Origin of the sequence: Idiomarina aquatica, assembly GCF_004362895.1 — a bacterium.
Lineage (GTDB): Bacteria > Pseudomonadota > Gammaproteobacteria > Enterobacterales > Alteromonadaceae > Idiomarina.
The window spans coordinates 1-16,545 of record NZ_SNXI01000009.1 but is presented as its reverse complement, the minus strand read 5'-3'; the positions used below and the strand labels follow the sequence as shown (position 1 = coordinate 16,545).

Annotated in this window: 16 protein-coding genes and 1 rRNA gene; 5 read left to right on the top strand and 12 right to left on the bottom strand. The window is 47.3% G+C overall.

Going from position 1 to position 16,545, the window contains the following annotated elements; genetic code table 11:
• Positions 1–8 precede the first annotated feature (8 nt).
• The 5 genes from trmB to mpl are packed head-to-tail and all read right to left on the bottom strand — an operon-like array spanning position 9 to position 4,384.
• On the bottom strand, positions 9–689 hold the full coding sequence (gene trmB / locus DEU29_RS08000) for a tRNA (guanine(46)-N(7))-methyltransferase TrmB (protein ID WP_133539843.1): 681 nt from the start codon (positions 687–689) through the stop codon (positions 9–11).
• Positions 686–1,462, bottom strand: a complete 777-nt coding sequence (locus tag DEU29_RS07995) for an ABC transporter permease (RefSeq protein ID WP_133539842.1) — start codon at positions 1,460–1,462, stop codon at positions 686–688. The genes trmB and DEU29_RS07995 overlap by 4 nt, the downstream gene beginning before the upstream one ends.
• A complete protein-coding gene (locus DEU29_RS07990) occupies positions 1,459–2,391 on the bottom strand; it encodes an ABC transporter ATP-binding protein (RefSeq protein WP_133539841.1) in 933 nt (310 codons plus the stop codon). Before DEU29_RS07990 ends, DEU29_RS07995 begins: the two co-directional genes overlap by 4 nt.
• 3 nt (positions 2,392–2,394) lie before the next feature.
• On the bottom strand, positions 2,395–3,036 hold the full coding sequence (locus DEU29_RS07985) for a flavin prenyltransferase UbiX (RefSeq protein ID WP_133539840.1): 642 nt from the start codon (positions 3,034–3,036) through the stop codon (positions 2,395–2,397).
• Complete coding sequence (gene mpl, locus DEU29_RS07980) at positions 3,026–4,384, bottom strand: UDP-N-acetylmuramate:L-alanyl-gamma-D-glutamyl-meso-diaminopimelate ligase (RefSeq protein WP_133539839.1); 1,359 nt, start codon at positions 4,382–4,384, stop codon at positions 3,026–3,028. Before mpl ends, DEU29_RS07985 begins: the two co-directional genes overlap by 11 nt.
• 134 nt (positions 4,385–4,518) lie before the next feature.
• Between mpl and DEU29_RS07975 the strand changes: the two genes are divergently transcribed.
• The 5 genes from DEU29_RS07975 (at position 4,519) to DEU29_RS07955 (ending at position 8,570) form a co-directional block, all read left to right on the top strand.
• On the top strand, positions 4,519–5,502 hold the full coding sequence (locus DEU29_RS07975; protein WP_133539838.1) for a class 1 fructose-bisphosphatase: 984 nt from the start codon (positions 4,519–4,521) through the stop codon (positions 5,500–5,502).
• Between the two features lie 100 nt (positions 5,503–5,602).
• Positions 5,603–6,130 (top strand): inorganic diphosphatase, encoded by a 528-nt coding sequence (gene ppa / locus DEU29_RS07970; RefSeq protein WP_133539837.1) that lies wholly within the window; start codon positions 5,603–5,605, stop codon positions 6,128–6,130.
• A 13-nt stretch (positions 6,131–6,143) separates the two neighbouring features.
• Positions 6,144–6,854, top strand: a complete 711-nt coding sequence (locus tag DEU29_RS07965; RefSeq protein ID WP_133539836.1) for an ABC transporter ATP-binding protein — start codon at positions 6,144–6,146, stop codon at positions 6,852–6,854.
• Positions 6,847–8,088, top strand: coding sequence for an ABC transporter permease (locus DEU29_RS07960; RefSeq protein ID WP_133539835.1), 1,242 nt, complete (start codon positions 6,847–6,849; stop codon positions 8,086–8,088). Before DEU29_RS07965 ends, DEU29_RS07960 begins: the two co-directional genes overlap by 8 nt.
• On the top strand, positions 8,085–8,570 hold the full coding sequence (locus tag DEU29_RS07955; protein ID WP_133539834.1) for a DUF3299 domain-containing protein: 486 nt from the start codon (positions 8,085–8,087) through the stop codon (positions 8,568–8,570). Before DEU29_RS07960 ends, DEU29_RS07955 begins: the two co-directional genes overlap by 4 nt.
• 12 nt (positions 8,571–8,582) lie before the next feature.
• On the opposite strand, the gene DEU29_RS07950 is transcribed toward DEU29_RS07955, so the two are convergent.
• The 7 genes from DEU29_RS07950 to rrf all read right to left on the bottom strand — a co-directional run bounded on the left by DEU29_RS07950 (position 8,583) and on the right by rrf (position 16,338).
• A complete protein-coding gene (locus tag DEU29_RS07950) occupies positions 8,583–10,826 on the bottom strand; it encodes a GGDEF/EAL domain-containing response regulator (protein ID WP_133539833.1) in 2,244 nt (747 codons plus the stop codon).
• A gap of 77 nt (positions 10,827–10,903) precedes the next feature.
• Positions 10,904–11,608 (bottom strand): TIGR04219 family outer membrane beta-barrel protein, encoded by a 705-nt coding sequence (locus tag DEU29_RS07945; RefSeq protein WP_243734515.1) that lies wholly within the window; start codon positions 11,606–11,608, stop codon positions 10,904–10,906.
• A gap of 8 nt (positions 11,609–11,616) precedes the next feature.
• Positions 11,617–12,627: a DUF2333 family protein gene (locus DEU29_RS07940; protein WP_133539832.1), complete on the bottom strand. Its 1,011-nt coding sequence runs from the start codon at positions 12,625–12,627 to the stop codon at positions 11,617–11,619.
• Entirely contained in the window at positions 12,627–13,046 is a 420-nt protein-coding gene (locus DEU29_RS07935) for a copper chaperone PCu(A)C (RefSeq protein WP_133539831.1), read from the bottom strand. Before DEU29_RS07935 ends, DEU29_RS07940 begins: the two co-directional genes overlap by 1 nt.
• A 26-nt stretch (positions 13,047–13,072) precedes the next feature.
• On the bottom strand, positions 13,073–13,381 hold the full coding sequence (locus tag DEU29_RS07930) for a hypothetical protein (RefSeq protein ID WP_133539830.1): 309 nt from the start codon (positions 13,379–13,381) through the stop codon (positions 13,073–13,075).
• A 170-nt stretch (positions 13,382–13,551) separates the two neighbouring features.
• Complete coding sequence (locus DEU29_RS07925) at positions 13,552–15,963, bottom strand: TonB-dependent receptor plug domain-containing protein (RefSeq protein ID WP_133539829.1); 2,412 nt, start codon at positions 15,961–15,963, stop codon at positions 13,552–13,554.
• A gap of 259 nt (positions 15,964–16,222) precedes the next feature.
• Positions 16,223–16,338 (bottom strand): 5S ribosomal RNA (rrf, locus tag DEU29_RS07920).
• Positions 16,339–16,545: the final 207 nt, after the last annotated feature.

The window sequence follows — 16,545 nt, the reverse complement described above, 5'->3', positions numbered from 1 at the left end:
GATGTCGCTTAGTTCAGAGCATTCAAGTCGGCGGTCAGCTGCCATAAGGACTGTCCACTGTCTTGGTATTTGCGCTCAAACGGAGTCATTGGCGCGGTATTGTGCATGTCCAATAGCGAAATACCCGCTTTTATACGGGACAAGCTTAAAGCCTCGGCGACTTCCAGTAAATAGGTGCTCCAGTTCGAACGCAGCGTCAGTTGCCCACCCAGTTTAACCAGGTAGGGCCAAACAGGCGAACCATGCCAGCGACGTGCTAAATGCGCTGCTTTTGGCCAGGGATTTGGGTACAGCAAAAAGTGCTGGCTAATCTGCCAGTTAGCGTTGCAAGCTAAGCGCCAGAAATCCAGCAAGTCAGCACGCAACACATAGTAGCGTTCGCCATGACCACCCTGTTGATAATTGCTGTGCTTATCGATGCGATGAGCCGACTTATCCACACCGATAACCAGAGCATCGGGATGTTGCTGCGCAATAACTGCCGTACTCTCACCAACACCACAACAGGAATCCAGAATTAACGGACCTTGCCATTCACTTACCAACGCATTGACTTCATCAAATGCGGTTTGGTTATGAGCCTGGATTGGCTTTTTAAACTCGCTGTTTAAGTGCCGCGAAACAACCGCTTTAACGTCCTCATGTGGCCCTGTTTGGTTTGAGTGAACCGGGCGTGCCTGAGTATTCACGAACGTATACCTATGCCTTTTTCAAGTAAATAGTATGCAAGCGCAAAAAACACCACATTAAAGCCAACTAGTACCGTCATTGCTGTCGCAATACCGACATCCGACTGCCCCAGAAAACCATAACGAAAGCCGTTAACCATATAGAGAATGGGGTTAGCCATGGACACTTTCTGCCAAACATCCGGCAGTAAACTTACCGAATAAAAAACACCGCCCAGGTATGTTAACGGCGTAAGCACAAATGTCGGTACAATCGAAATATCATCGAATGTTTTACCAAATACGCCATTAATCAGGCCGCCCAGAGCAAACAAACTAGAAGTTAAAAAAACAGTCAACACGACGTAGCCAAAATGCGCCATCTGAATATCAACAAACGCAAATGAGACCAGTGTTACAATAACCGCTACGATCATCGCGCGCGCCATACCGCCACCAACATAACCCATAATAATGGCTGCTGTTGGCACCGGCGACACCAGCATTTCTTCGATATTGCGCTGAAACTTAGCGCTAAAAAACGACGAGGCTACGTTGGAATATGAATTGGTAATGACCGACATCATAATCAGCCCGGGAACGATAAACTCCATGTAGGTTACACCGCTCATCGTGCCGATACGCTCGCCGACGATGCTGCCAAAAATGATGAAGTAAAGTGTCATGGTGATGGCTGGCGGCACTAAGGTCTGGATCCAAATACGCAGAAATCGTGTGCATTCTTTTATCCAGATTGTCTTTAATGCAATAAAATTTGACGACATGTAGCTCATGCTTTGTCTCCTCCCTGACCGCGGCCTTTTTCAACCATCGATACAAACAACTCCTCTAACCGGTTTGCTTTGTTGCGCATCGACAATACTTTTACTTCAGCACGACTCAATTGCTCAAACACGCCGTTTAGGCCGGCATTTTTATCGACATCGACTTCCAACGTATTATTGTCTTTCCAGCGATGTTCGAAGCCTTCTATAACGGGCTCCTGGTGCTCATCTTCTAAATCAAGCACAAAGGTTTCTGTATTCAATTGCGCCAGCAATCGTTTCATCGAGGTATTCTCAACAATTCTTCCGGCGTCGATGATACCGATATTTCGACACAACATTTCTGCTTCTTCCAGATAGTGAGTGGTCAAAATAATGGTGATACCTTCTTGGTTAATCTGTGTCAGGTAATCCCACATCGAACGTCGCAGTTCGATATCGACCCCTGCAGTGGGCTCATCTAGTATCAGTAGCTTGGGTTCATGCAGCAATGCACGGGCGATCATTAAGCGGCGCTTCATGCCACCGGATAATGACCGTGCGGGCTCATCTCGTTTGTCCCACAATCCCAGTTGGCTGAGATACTTTTCTGCACGTTGGTATGCTAATTTTCTGGGAACACCGTAGTATCCCGCCTGATTAACTACGATTTGGCGAACCGTTTCGAACTGATTAAAGTTAAATTCCTGTGGCACCAGACCAATCTGACGTTTTAGCTCCGTCAATTGTGTATCAAGGTCATAACCAAAAACCTTCACGCTACCGCTGGTTTTATTAACTAATGACGAGATAATCCCGATAGTCGTTGATTTACCGGCTCCGTTAGGACCAAGAAGCGCATAAAAATCGCCTTCTTCAACAACTAAATCGATGCCCTTTAGCGCCTCAAATCCACCACCATAGACTTTACGCAACTCCGAAATTTCTAATGCTTTCATCGGCTAAAATGACTCCTTTGCGTTGCCGTAACCCCAGCGCCTGACGAGATTCTGCTCAAGACCCAGATGGTCGAGCATCCGCGCTACCATAAAATCAATGAGATCATCAATCGATTGCGGTTGATGATAAAACCCCGGTGATGCCGGCATAACCGTCACCCCCAGCTGACTCAGCTGCAGCATATTTTGCAGGTGCAAAGTAGAGAGTGGTGCTTCTCTTGGCACCACAATTAATTGCCCGCGCTCTTTCATTACCACGTCAGCCGCACGTTCAATCAACGTATTACTGCTGCCGGTAGCCAGCGCCGATAACGTACTGGTCGAACAGGGGCATATTATCATACGCTTAGGGGCCGCTGATCCAGACGCGACGGGCGAAAACCAATCTTCCTTACCGTAAACGTTAAGCTGCTGCGAACTCAGTACACAACCACGCTGAGTAAAATAATCAACTAACTGCTCAGCGGCTTGCTGCGGCGCTGCTGACAACTTTAGATTTTGCTCTGTTGCCAACACCACCCGAGCGGCACTTGAAATAAGCAACAGCACTTTTTGTTTTTGCGCCAGCAAGCACTCGATAAGCCGCAACCCATAAGGGGCGCCCGACGCTCCGGTTATTGCGACTGTAATGCGATTATCTGTCATCCGGGTTCCTTTCGCTCAATGCGTCAATTAACTTGTGGTGCAATCCACCGAAACTGCCATTACTCATTATAACAATAGCGTCCTCAGCCTCTACGTTCGCTATTACGGCCGCAACTAATTCATCTACCGTTGCGGCTATGGTGGCTCCCGGTAAGTGCTCAGTTAAATTCCAGCTAATGTTATCGGGTTGCAGTACAAACTGCTGATCCGCTAATGACAACGCATCCGCCAACTGATTGGCATGCACACCAAGCTTCATGGTATTCGAACGCGGTTCCAGTACCGCTATAACGCGACCACTGTGGTGCGATTTGGCGGCCGTTAATGTTGTCTTTACTGCGGTCGGATGGTGGGCGAAGTCGTCATAAACCCTAATGCCATCAACATCTGCCAGTAGTTCCATTCTGCGTTTAGGCGACTTAAAACGAGCTAATGCCGTTGCACTTAATGATGCATCCACACCGACATGGCGGGCCGCTAGCATTGCCATTGCTGCGTTGTGCGCATTATGCTCACCGATAAGTTGCCAATTAACATCAGCTGTCGTGGTTTTATCGCGGCTGGCAAGCGTAAATTGGCTGGCATCACCATTGCCAATATTGACCTGCCAATCCCCCCCGTTACCCACGGTAACAGTCTCGCTCCAGCACCCCTGCTCAATAACCTGTTCTATTACTGCATCATTTGCCGGTACGATCACTTGGCCGGTGTCAGGAACAATTCTTAACAGATGCGCAAACTGACGTTGTATTGCTGACAAGTCATCAAAAATATCAGCATGGTCAAATTCAAGGTTATTGATAATCAATGTATCCGGACTGTAATGAACGAATTTAGATCGTTTATCAAAGAATGCGGTGTCATATTCATCCGCTTCGATAACAAAGAATTGTGAGTCAGTAACCCGCGCACTGATGCCAAAGTTTTCTGGCACGCCGCCAATCATAAAGCCCGGATTGTAACCCGCTGACTCGAGTATCCAGGCCAGCATGCTGGCGGTGGTTGTCTTACCGTGCGTACCGGATACAGCTAAAACCCAGTGATTTCGCAGTACTTCGTCATGCAGCCATTGCGCTCCCGAGATATAGCGCATACGGTCACGCAATACTTTTTCAACTTCTGGGTTACCGCGGCTTAGCGCATTACCAACAATGACCAAATCGGGCTGCGGTACCAAATTGTTCTGGTTATAGCCGGCCATTAAGGTAATACCCAGGCTCTCTAACTGCGTGCTCATGGGTGGGTAGACATTAGCATCGGAACCACTAACTTGATGGCCCAGTTGTTTAGCAATGGCAGCAATACCGCCCATAAAGGTGCCGCAAATACCGACAATATGAATATGCATGATAGTATTTATGTTAATTCTTAACGATGACCAAAGTGTATCATTGTCCGCTACACAGAGCAGGATTTTTGCGCAAAAATAAGGTATCATTTGCGCCCTGTTAACACACAGTGACCAGGTATACAGAGGCAACCATGAAACGTTTACTGCCAACCCTACGCGCAGACCAAACCAGCGAATCATTAATCTCGGTGATTAATACGATTCAAATCGCAGCAAAAGAAATTTCTTTTCGCTTGCATCAGGGAGCGCTAGCCGGCGTTCTGGGCTCAACACTTGATGAGAATATTCAGGGTGAAACCCAAAAGAAGCTCGATGTTGTCGCTAACCAGCTACTTAAAACGCTATTGCTGGAATCGCCAAATGTTCATGCCATAGCTTCTGAAGAAGAAGACTCTATCGTTGTGAGCCCCAACTCAGGTCACTACCTGGTCGCTTTTGATCCATTAGACGGCAGCTCAAACATTGACATCAACGGCTCCGTTGGCACGATTTTTTCGATTTTGCGCAAACCAGAAGGCGAAGATACCGGTGAGTCGATGTTTCTGCAGCCGGGCAAAGCTCAGGTGGCAGCAGGCTACATTGTCTATGGCCCCGCGACCATGATGATACTAACAACGGGTAAGGACGTAAGAACATTTACCTTAGACCAAACCGTTGGGGAGTTCTTGCTGACCAAAGAGCGGGCGGAAATTCCCCGTTCAACCAAAGAATTTGCCATCAATATGTCGAATCAACGCCACTGGTCTGCACCTATTAGTGAGTACGTTGCCGATTTACTTAAAGGCGAGACCGGCCCGCGTAAGAAAAACTTTAATATGCGCTGGAATGCGGCAATGGTATCGGACGTGCACCGCATTATTACCCGCGGCGGTTTGTTTACGTACCCCTGGGATGCCCGGAACGAGAAGAAACCGTTTAAACTGCGGTTAATGTACGAGGCGGCACCGATGGCGTTGTTAATAGAGAAGGCCGGTGGTAAAGCCAGTGACGGTTATCAGCGCATTTTGGATATTGTCCCCAATGATATTCACCAACGTGTCGGCGTTGTGCTGGGTTCGGCTGCCGAAGTCGATAAATGCCTTGAGTATCATGCTCGTCACAGCAAACCTTTTTAATCGGCAAGACTTAGACTAACGCAGGGTTGCGCGGGATCGCGGAGAAGCTATAATCGCGCAACATTGTTTATTTTTACTTATCAAAATATAGGAAGTCATCATGAGCTTAGGAAACGTTCCTGCAGGGAGTAACCTGCCTGACGAAGTTAACGTTATTATCGAGATCCCGGCAAACGCGGACCCAATCAAGTACGAAGTTGATAAAGATACCGGAACGCTTTGGGTTGACCGCTTTATGGCGACGCCTATGTTTTATCCGTGCAACTACGGCTTTGTTAACCACACTTTATCCCTGGATGGTGACCCGGTAGACGTTTTGGTGCCAACACCTTATCCGCTGCAGGCCGGCTCTGTAATTAAGTGTCGTCCGGTTGGCGTACTGAAAATGAGTGACGAGTCTGGTGAAGATGCCAAGGTTATCGCGGTGCCGGTCAGTAAACTGTCTAAAGAGTATGACCATATTCAGGACGTTAATGACTTACCTGAGTTACTTCGCTCACAAATCACTCACTTTTTTGAGCGCTACAAAGAGCTGGAAAAAGGCAAATGGGTTAAAGTTGAAGGCTGGGGCGACGTTAACGCAGCAAAAGAAGAAATCAAATCATCTTTTGAACGTGCTCAAAAGTAGTCACTGTTAGCTTATGTCCGCTGCCATTGAACTCGATAAAGTTCGGTTTAGCTGGTCTTCGCAAGTGCCTATAATCGATATAGACCACTGGCGTGTCGATTGTGGTGATACGCTATTATTGCGAGGCGCCAGTGGCAGCGGAAAATCAACATTGTTATCGCTGCTGGCCGGCATTAATAAGCCTCAGCGCGGTGAAATTTGTTTGCTCGGAAGCGATATCACCCGATTAAGCGCTCGCCAGCGAGATAAATTTCGTGCCGATCATATCGGCTACATCTTTCAGCAATTTAATTTGCTCCCCTACCTAAGTGCACACGAAAACGTGCTACTGGGCGTTCATTTCTCTGCACTCCGACGTCAGCGATTAACTCAGTCAGCTACGCAAACAGCGACCGATTATCTATCGCGTTTGGGCTTGTCAAAGCAACAACAACAGCAACCCGCTGCTGTTCTAAGTGTCGGTCAACAGCAGCGGGTTGCGGCTGCTCGTGCACTGATTGGCGCGCCCGAAATACTCATTGCCGATGAGCCAACGTCTGCGTTAGATACCGAGCATCGCGATGTATTTATTAAGCTCCTACTAGAGCTTAGCCAGGCAAATAACACCACCGTTGTGTTTGTAACCCATGATGCAACGTTGGCCGGGCACTTTAATACCCACACAGAATTAAGCCAGTTAAATCCTTTACCGCAGACTGCCTCTGCCGGAGGTAGCAATGTTTAAGCTGGCTTTAAAAAGTCTGTTGAACCGCAAAACTAGTGTCATCCTGACGGTTGTCGCAATTGCGGTTAGCGTTGCTTTGCTATTAGCAGTTGAACGAGTCAAAGAACAAGTACAGCAAAACTTTGCCAACACGGTGTCCGGAACCGACCTGATCATTGGCCCACGAAGCAGTCAAACACAGCTGTTACTGGCATCAATTTTCCACATCGGTAGCATGACCAACGCGATGAGCTGGGATAGCTACGAAAATATTGCCGGCCGGGATGAGGTCGACTGGGCTGTACCAATATCGCTGGGTGATAGCGTTCAGGGCTTACCCGTGGTCGCCACCACAGAAGGCTACGTTAAACATTATCGTTACGCTGATAAACAAACGTTAAATGTGATTCAGGGACGATGGTTTGCTGACAATGAGCAAGCTGTTCTGGGGGCAGAGGCCGCTAAAACTCTGGGACTTGCTGTCGGTGACCAATTAACCATAGCGCACGGCAGTGGTGGTTTAAGCTTTAGCGAGCACGACCAGCATCCGATTGCTGTCGTCGGTGTATTAGCACGAACGGGTACGCCGGTTGACCAAGCAGTGTTTGTCAGCCTGGAGACCATAGAAACTGTACACGGCATTGAGCCAGGCTCTGCGGAACATGCCGACAACCATCAACACGAGGGGCATGAACACCCGGCAGAAAGCATTACAGCTGCGCTGCTGGGCTTAAAAGTTAAACCGCTAGCGTTACGTTTACAGCGCGAAATAAATACCTACGAAAAAGAACCCTTGACTGCGTTGATGCCCGGAATGACGCTACAACAATTATGGAAGACGTTAAACGTATTTGAACAAACCCTAAACGGTATGTCGGCGATCGTGGTATTTATCGGACTTATTGGCATGCTGACCATTCTGTTGGCCAGCTTGCGCGAACGACGCCGTGAAATGGCGGTCTTACGCGCAGTAGGAGCAGGCCCACTGACGCTATTTTCTTTACTCGTAACCGAAGCCGTATTGGTCACGTTATTCGCAACCTTCGCCGGCTTAGCCTTACTGTATACTTTACAATGGTCTTTGATGGACTTTATTCACAGCCAAACAGGCATACTGTTTAGCTTAAATTTACCCACGCCTGCCGAATGGTGGCGAATGGGGTTAGTGGTTATCGCGGGATTTCTGTTAAGTTTAATCCCAGCCTGGCGAGCTTATCGCCAATCACTTTCGGATGGATTAACGGTGAAAGTATGACGTTATTAAAAAAGCTCAGCACTTTATTGGCACTGGGTCTGGTGCTGGCATTACCGGTTAGCGCTGCAGAAAAAATTGGCTGGAAGGATCTTCTGCCTGACGGATTTACGCCGCCTCCTGTGCGTCCGCAATCCTATTATGATGCCAACCCTGAGGCCGACAAACAATCGCATCTCGACGCTCCCGTGGTGGAGTCTCTGGATGGCAAAAAGGTTCGTATTCCCGGTTACGTGGTGCAGTTAGAAGGCAACGCAGATGCGGTAACAGAGTTTCTGTTAGTCCCTTATTTTGGTGCTTGTGTCCACGTACCGCCGCCACCGCCTAACCAGATTATTCACGTTGTATACGAACAAGGCGTACCTTACGAGCACACCTACGATGCAGTCTGGATTGAGGGTACGATAAAAACACAACGTACCGAAGGCGAGTTAGCCGTTACCGGATACTCAATGACTGCCGACAGCGTCGAAGTTTATCAGTAAGTTCACTTGTTGTTAGTCTGATGCTGCAGATGAGCTCAGGCTAACACAATCGCCATTCTCTCGTTCCAGCAGCTTCATCAGTTGCTCGGCAGGCATAGGGCGCGCGAAGTAGTAGCCTTGTGCTTCTGCACACTTTAACCGCTTAAAGTACTCCAGTTGCTGTTGGTCTTCGATACCTTCGGCAACAATACCCAGCCCCAGACGGTGTGCCATATCAACTATAGTCTCGATAATGATTCTGCCGCTGTCTTGCGAGGAATTATGAACAAATGTTTTGTCAATTTTTAACCGGTCCAGCGGTAACTTCTGTAGGTAACTCAAGGATGAAAAGCCTACGCCGAAATCATCAATTGCTACGTGAATACCTTGTTGCTTTAAGCGGTATAAAATATCAGCGACAAAGTCAGGATCTTCCATCACAATACTTTCGGTGATTTCTAGTTCCAGGCGGTCCGCATTAACCTGGTGATTATTAAGCTGTTGCTCTATGAGTTCGGGAAAGTCACGCATACGAAATTGCGGCACCGAAACGTTAACTGCAATACGAATATTATTATAGTCACGTTCGTTAAAGCGTCTAATTTGCTGACATGCTTCTTCGATTACCCAGGCACCAATATCAACGATCAAGCCGGAGTACTCCGCCAATGGAATAAACTCTGCCGGACTAATAAAACTACCGTCACTTTGCGGCCAACGCAGCAGCGACTCTACACCAATAATGCAACCCGTGTTCAAATCAACCTGAGGCTGATACCAGACCTCGAGTTTGCGTGCAGCAAAATCTGCTCGCAAACGCCGCACCATATGCAGACGCCGTTGCGTTTCTTCTTCCATGTATGGGCGATAATAATTAAAGCGCTCAAAAGAGTTCTTTTTGGCGTTTTTAAGCGCAATATAAACCTGTTTCAATAAACCTTTGCCATTGGCTTGCTCCGGGTTTTCACCCGAGGTAAAGCCGGACGTAATACTAAGCGGTATATAATGCTCACCAGCTCGGAATGGCAGCTTAAACAGTTCATTAAGGTTTTGTGGGGAAACTAAATTGACTGGACCAATCAGACCAAACACATCGGCTGCAATTCGCGCAACAAAGATGTTTTTACCCAGCTGCTCAGTTAAGCGCAGCGCCACTGAACGAAGTAATGCGTTGCCCACATCCTGGCCTAACCCGTCATTAACGTCAGAAAAATGGTCGATATCGACGATGGCTGCAACCTGGCTTTTGTTAGGGTACTCGGATAATTGCTGCAACTTACGAGTAAACTCTGCTCGGTTAGCAATACCAGTTAATGGATCGAGATAAGCTGCCGAGCGAAGCTCCTCAAAAAGGTTGGCATTTTCGAAACCAACGGCGATATTGGCTAAAAAGACTTCCAGTAATTCCTGATCATAATTTTCAATCGACTCAGAGGTCTCAATATAAGCCGCGGCCTGATGCTCCTGGCCGTCAATAAAGAACACCGTGGCTCCTTCAAGCTGAATATGTCTTCGCTCGATAAGACAACGTTGCACGCCTTGCTCGATACGCTGAGACTCTAGCGACCGAAGGGTTTTATTAATACTCCCGGCAAAATGCCCCGCAGCGCCCAATACAATAATTTCATTATCCTTGTCCAGCGCCCTGGCACCGACAATTCCCTCAGCTCGCAAACCTAATAGAGATGCTAACTGAGTCACTACTCCCTCGGAAAAATTAACAATGGAATATTTTTCCATTAAGTTTGAGGCTGAATGAATGATTTTTCTTAGTCCGCGGCGATTCTCATTAATCGTTCGTAATTGCTGGTATGAGCGGATGGCAGAAAATACAGTGGTCAACAAACGGCTACGGGTGAGTTCCGTTTTGGTCTTGTAATCATTGATGTCGTAACTTTTTACGACGCTTTCTTCGGGCGCGTAACCAGGCTGACCGGTACGCAAAACAATCCGTACTTCGTCATTATTAAGCTCTTCGCGTATTGCTCTAGCGACATTCAGGCCGGCATCATCAGTTTCCATCACGACATCAAGCAACACCATTGCAATGTCATCATGATCCGTCAGCGCATCTAATGCCTCTTCACCGCTGTAAGCATGCAGAAACTCAAGTGTTCGGTTGGCAATAATCACGTCAGAGAGCGCCATCTTGGTGACAGCATGAATCTCCTGATCGTCATCAACGATCAGGAGTTTCCAAACACCTTCTGTAAGTTCCCCGGGCAGTTCTTCAGGGTCATCATTTAAGAAGAGTGGCTCATCGTGGTTACTGCTCATTAAATACCAGCTGCCTTTTATTAACCCATAACGTTAACAATCTAGCTACAACTGGATGTGACTGCAAGCGCTAATCGTTAGAAATGTATATCTAACGCGACAAATGGGCCATCAAAATTAAGATCGGAATAAATACCATCGACATCGTCTAGCTCGACACGCATAGAGCGGTAACCTGCACTGACACTCATATCAATGGCTAAGTTATCAACAAAACGGTACTCCAGAGCCGCTTGAACGTCATGCAGGCTACTGTCATCAAAGCTAACCGCCTTCGCTTCGCTGGTTACCGTCCAGTTAGTGAAAGGCAAGCCGACTCTTGCCGCCGCATACGCGGTCGGTACTACGCCCGAAAAGCTCACTGACTCAATAATATCGCCGTAAATAACCTCTGCTTCGCCGTCGAATTTTTTGCCGTTAATGCCGACATCGATAGCTATAATATCGTTATCGAAAATTTCGTAGTACAAGGTGTAATCGGTATTGTCGAAATTCCCTGCGCTCATGCCATGTGGGCTATCAACCTCCAGGCTATTTTGCTGTATTTTCAAGTTAGGTACTAAGGGGACAGGATGTTCTAGCGCTGCATAAAAGCTTGTCATGGTGTCATCGTTGTCGATGTAATAAGGGGATATATCTGAACCGATGCCATAACGCCCATCGTAATCAGCTTGCCACCCCTGAGCACCAATATAAAGTCCCAACACGGTGTCGGCTGACGCTACCGTAGGAGCCGCCGCAAATGCTGCTGACAGTATTGCAACACTTAATTTTTTCATCATAACTCCGTTTAACCTTCCGCTAGTAAATTTCGCAAATCGATCAGCGCTGCATTCGCGCGCGATAAATAATTAGCCATCACTAATGAGTGGTTAGCCAATAAACCAAAGCCCGAGCCATTTAATACCATCGGGCTCCAGATAGCTTGTTGCGAAGACTCTAACTCTTTTATTATCTGCTGCAAGCTTATTAACGCATTTTTATTATTCAGTACATCAGCGAAATCTAATTCAACCGCTTTTAGGTAATGTAGTACAGCCCAACTGGCTCCCCTGGCTTCGTAAAACACGTTATCAATTTCCCACCAACTGGTTTTACTATTCATGAGCTGAGGCGTCGGTGTAGACTGTGAGGAGCTCACATCCCCGGCTAATGAAACGTCGGTTTCGACTCGGGCTACACTTGCGCTTAACCGCCTCGATAACGACCCCAATCGTTTCTCGACTTCTTGTATATAGCGCCTTAAATTATCGGAGCGTGCGTAGAATTGAGCCGAATGATCATTAGGATCTGCAAGCGCCAATCGATACTGACTTAATTCGTTAACAACGGTTTGATATTCGTTTTCTGCAGTAGGTGCAAACCAGCTTTGATGATCGATATTCATCGCCGGTTGTGCGGTTGTTAGATTTGGGTTTTCAACCGACTGCGACTGCGAGCGGCTAAAGTCATTACGTAGTGATAACAAAATATCACGGGTCATTTGAATAACGCCAAACTCCCATGCCGGAATGTTATCGAGCAAGCTGGTCGGCGGTAAAATATCGTTGCTCATGTAGCCGCCGCGCTTATCGGTTAGGGTGTTGGTAACTCGAATAACAGCAGTGGTGGTAGCGAAACCCTTTACCGGCTCTAGTTTTAACTGCTGCGCTTGCTGCTCAACCGCTTGTTGTACTGAAAATTGTTCGGGTTCTTTGCTTAGTATCCATCCCAATAGCCAAAGTAAGACAACCACAATCAGCAACGAATAGGTTACCCAGCGCCATGGGATATGAGCAAATCGACTACTTGCATCCTTCATTAAGGTTTCCTTATGCCAACATCAAGAGTTTGTTGTGTTCCATCAGCAAAGTCTAGCACAATGTGGAGCATTCCATTCTCTTGCAATGGTTGCTTTAGCCCCATCAACATTACGTGATAGCCACCTGGCTGCATAATTAACGATTCGCCCGGCGATATAACTTTTGATGGAACATGCTCCATTCTCATCATGCCGTCAGCATGAATGTGTGTATGCAGCTCAGTAACCTTAGCTACTTCGCTGGACATGCCGACTAATGTTACTGCATCATCGCCTGTGTTTTTCAGGCTCAGATAGGCAGCACCATTAGCCGCCCCGGGAATCGATGCCCGCGCCCAGCCATCAGTCATAACAAGCTCGGCCGTATTGCCCATAAAAGAAATGCAGGCGGTGAACAGTAATAAAATTGTCTTTCTCATCTTTTGTCTCTTTAGTAACCCTGCGGTTATACAGTTTTGCGTGGACTCCTAAAGACAAAGTACAACACTAAGACGCAGAGTACTAGTGGCCAGAACAAGCCGATACCTGTAAATATCAACGCTAACAACGCGGCTCCTAAACCGAGCAGTACACTACCGAACAAGGTCATTACCAGGAAAAAAACCAAGCCTACGATAGCCAGGCTGAAAACTATAGAAATAGCAAACTCAATAACAGAACCGATGGCAAAGCCTAGTGTTGAAAGTATTTCCGGAGCAAAGAATAACACCAATACTGTGATGACAGCGATTGCGATAATTTGATTACGTGACATAGACACCTCATTAAAACTAATCGTTACAGGTCATCACTTTCAATTTTAATGCCAAGTTAATATCTTTAAAATTCAAGTGGTTACATATAATTAAACAGGCTGAGTTCGTGGATTTAACGAATTAAATAAAAAAGCCGCCACAAAGTGGCGGCTTTGGTTAATACGGTCATTTAAAAAGTATATTGCAGTTCAGTGAAGAAGTAACCGCCATTAAACCCTATTGGCGAGTTTGTTAATGGGTACTTAAATATTCCGTTGAACTGATTGCCCTCTGAGCGCATATCAGGGTAGTCACTGAATAAATTTTGGGCACCGACACTAATTTTTAAATTATCATTCCATTGATAATTAACCGTCACGTCGGTAATCCAATCCGGGCCATAAGTTTCGGTACCACTGCTGTAGTAAATATCGTAAGTACCAAAGTAGCTAAACTGGATATTACTGCTCCACTTGCCTAACTCATGCGTAAGCCCCAGTGAACCAGAATTTTTTGGTACCGATTCAGTCATCCTTGTTTGTTCTTCCTGATCGAATAACACATCATCCAGCCCATCGAGAAGCGGCGGTAAGTTAATCGCGTCAATCTCAGTATCATTGTAGCCGTAAGCCAATTGACCTTTCAGGTCGCCATAGCCACCCAAATCAAACTGCTGAGTCACTACAATATCGACACCTTTGGTGGTGGTATCCACTGCGTTGACAAAGAAGCGCGCATTTTCGGCTGTAGTGTTTGCCAGAGCATCCGCAACCGCTGGCGAGTCCTCTGGTGTCACATCGCCCGAGAGAATAATCCGGTCCTGAATTTCGATCTGGAACGCATCAACGGTAATTGCCAGGCCCTCGTAACCATTCCAAACTAAACCCAAGCTTAGGCTATCAGATTCTTCAGGTTGCAAATTACCAATACCCAACGCGTTAGTCACCGGACTTATATTATTAAACGTGCCTGATTGTTCTGGCACGGGGCCATCGCCGCGATCAACAAACAGAGTCGAAATGTTGGTAAAATACAATTGCTGCACGCTCGGTGCCCTGAATCCGGTGTTTGCGGTACCACGCACCGCTATCCGATCAGTGAGATCATATCGACCCGAAAGCTTCCAACTGGTGTTTGTACCAAAGTCTGAGTAATCTTCGTGCCGAATTGCAGCACCCCATAAAAACTCAGTTGTTAACTGGTTCTCTGCTTCTACGTAAACGCCAATATTATCGCGTGACCGATCGACTTCAGATTCCGGCGTAAACCCGGTAAAACCCTGACTTCCGCCGGGACGATCCTGATAACCGCCGTTAATATAACTTTCTTCCTGGCCGGCACTGACCTGGTAATTATTTTCGCGGTAACTCACCCCCATTGCTAGAGACAAATCAGAGTTATTAGCAAATGGGATGAAGCGCTGGGCATCGATGGTGACGTTCGTTTCAGTGTTTTCGAGTGTACCCGCTTCAAATGAGGTTGGTGTTAACTCTGGGCCCAAAGACGCATTCAGGGAGTTGTTTACATTATACTGGAACTCACTCAGGCCATACCCTGCACTTACGTCAAACGTCCATTCGCCAAGCATCCACTCGTAACCTAAGTAACCTGAGTAATCTTTTACATCAGGCGCAAGAATCGGCAAAAAGCCGTCGGGGTAGATTTCGGTGAGGGTATTCGATTGCAAAGCGCGACGGTAAAATGCGCCGGATTCTGACGTTCTGTCACTGAAGCCGCCAAAAGCATAAAGCGTTCCGGAATCACCTACTGCCGTCTCAAAGTTTGCGAAAAGCGCAGCGTTTTCATATTCACCATCACCAACATGGAAGCTCTGTCGGTTAAAAGTTTCCTCGCGAGGATCGAGTTCGCCATTAGGTAACAATGGGTATTGTTGCCGTGGATCATCCCCTGCACGGTTAGTACGGTTTTTGTGATGTAACTCGCCGGACAGTGTAAAACTACCTTCCTCTCCTACTGTAAAACCTTGGCTACCCGTGAGTTTCCATTGTTCACCGTCACCCTTATGCGTTTGACCTAGCTGCAAGTTGGCAGAGCCACCCTCAGCGTTGTCTTTCAAAACGATATTGATTACGCCGGCTATAGCATCGGAGCCATACAAGGCTGCCGCTCCGTCTCGTAATACCTCGATACGTTTGATCGCGGCAATAGGAATAGCGTTTAAGTCTACGTTAGAACTACCGCGACCTGTGGTACCATTCAAATGAACCAGCGCAGAACTATGACGTCGCTTACCGTTAATGAGTACCAGAGTATGGTCAGGCGCGAGACCTCGCAGAGAGGCAGGTCTGACTGCATCGGTACCATCGGTGATCGAAGATGATGGGAAGTTAAAACTTGGTACAGCGTATTGCAACGCCTTGCCGGTTTCCGTTATACCTGTAGCTGCCAAGTCTTCACCTGAAATAATGTCGACCGGTGCGGCACCGTCAGTTGCAGTACGAAAAGACAGTCGCGAGCCAACGACTTGTAACACTTCCTCGACGTCAGCCTGTGACTCCGTATTGGCCTCTTGGGCTATTGCCGGTGCGCCTAGCGTCGCGCTGGACAGAATGGCTAAAGTAATAAGATTTTTTCTTTTCATAACTGCTCTCCCACTATGATTGTTCATTCAATATAGCAGTTATACGAAAAACCTCATAAAACGGTTGGTAATGGTCTAGATAAATAAAATCTATACCGCCGTGCCCAACCCAGTTTATATCGTCAGTACCCGAAGAGCGGGCATAAATAACCACCGGCTTAGCGGCGCAGCGGCGTGACGGTGGAGGTAAAAAAAGCCAATCGCTGAACGATAGACAATAAAAAACCCCAGCCATACGGCTGGGGTTGTTTTATTTGAAGTCTGGCGGTGTCCTACTCTCACATGGGGAAGCCCCACACTACCATCGGCGCTGGTATGTTTCACTGCTGGGTTCGGAATGGAGCCAGGTGGTGCCATACCGCTATGGCCGCCAGACAAAAACTGTTGTAACAACTGAAAGGCTGATTGTGATGCCACTCTCTTGCTGTCGCGCTATAAGCGCGACCTACTTTTACGTAACTTGCGCCTTGGGCGCAAGCCGTCATGATTTGGTAAAGGTTATCAACTTGTGCTTAACGACACCAAACACCTTGGGTGTTGTATGGTTAAGTCTCACGGGCAATTAGTACGGGTTAGCTCAAC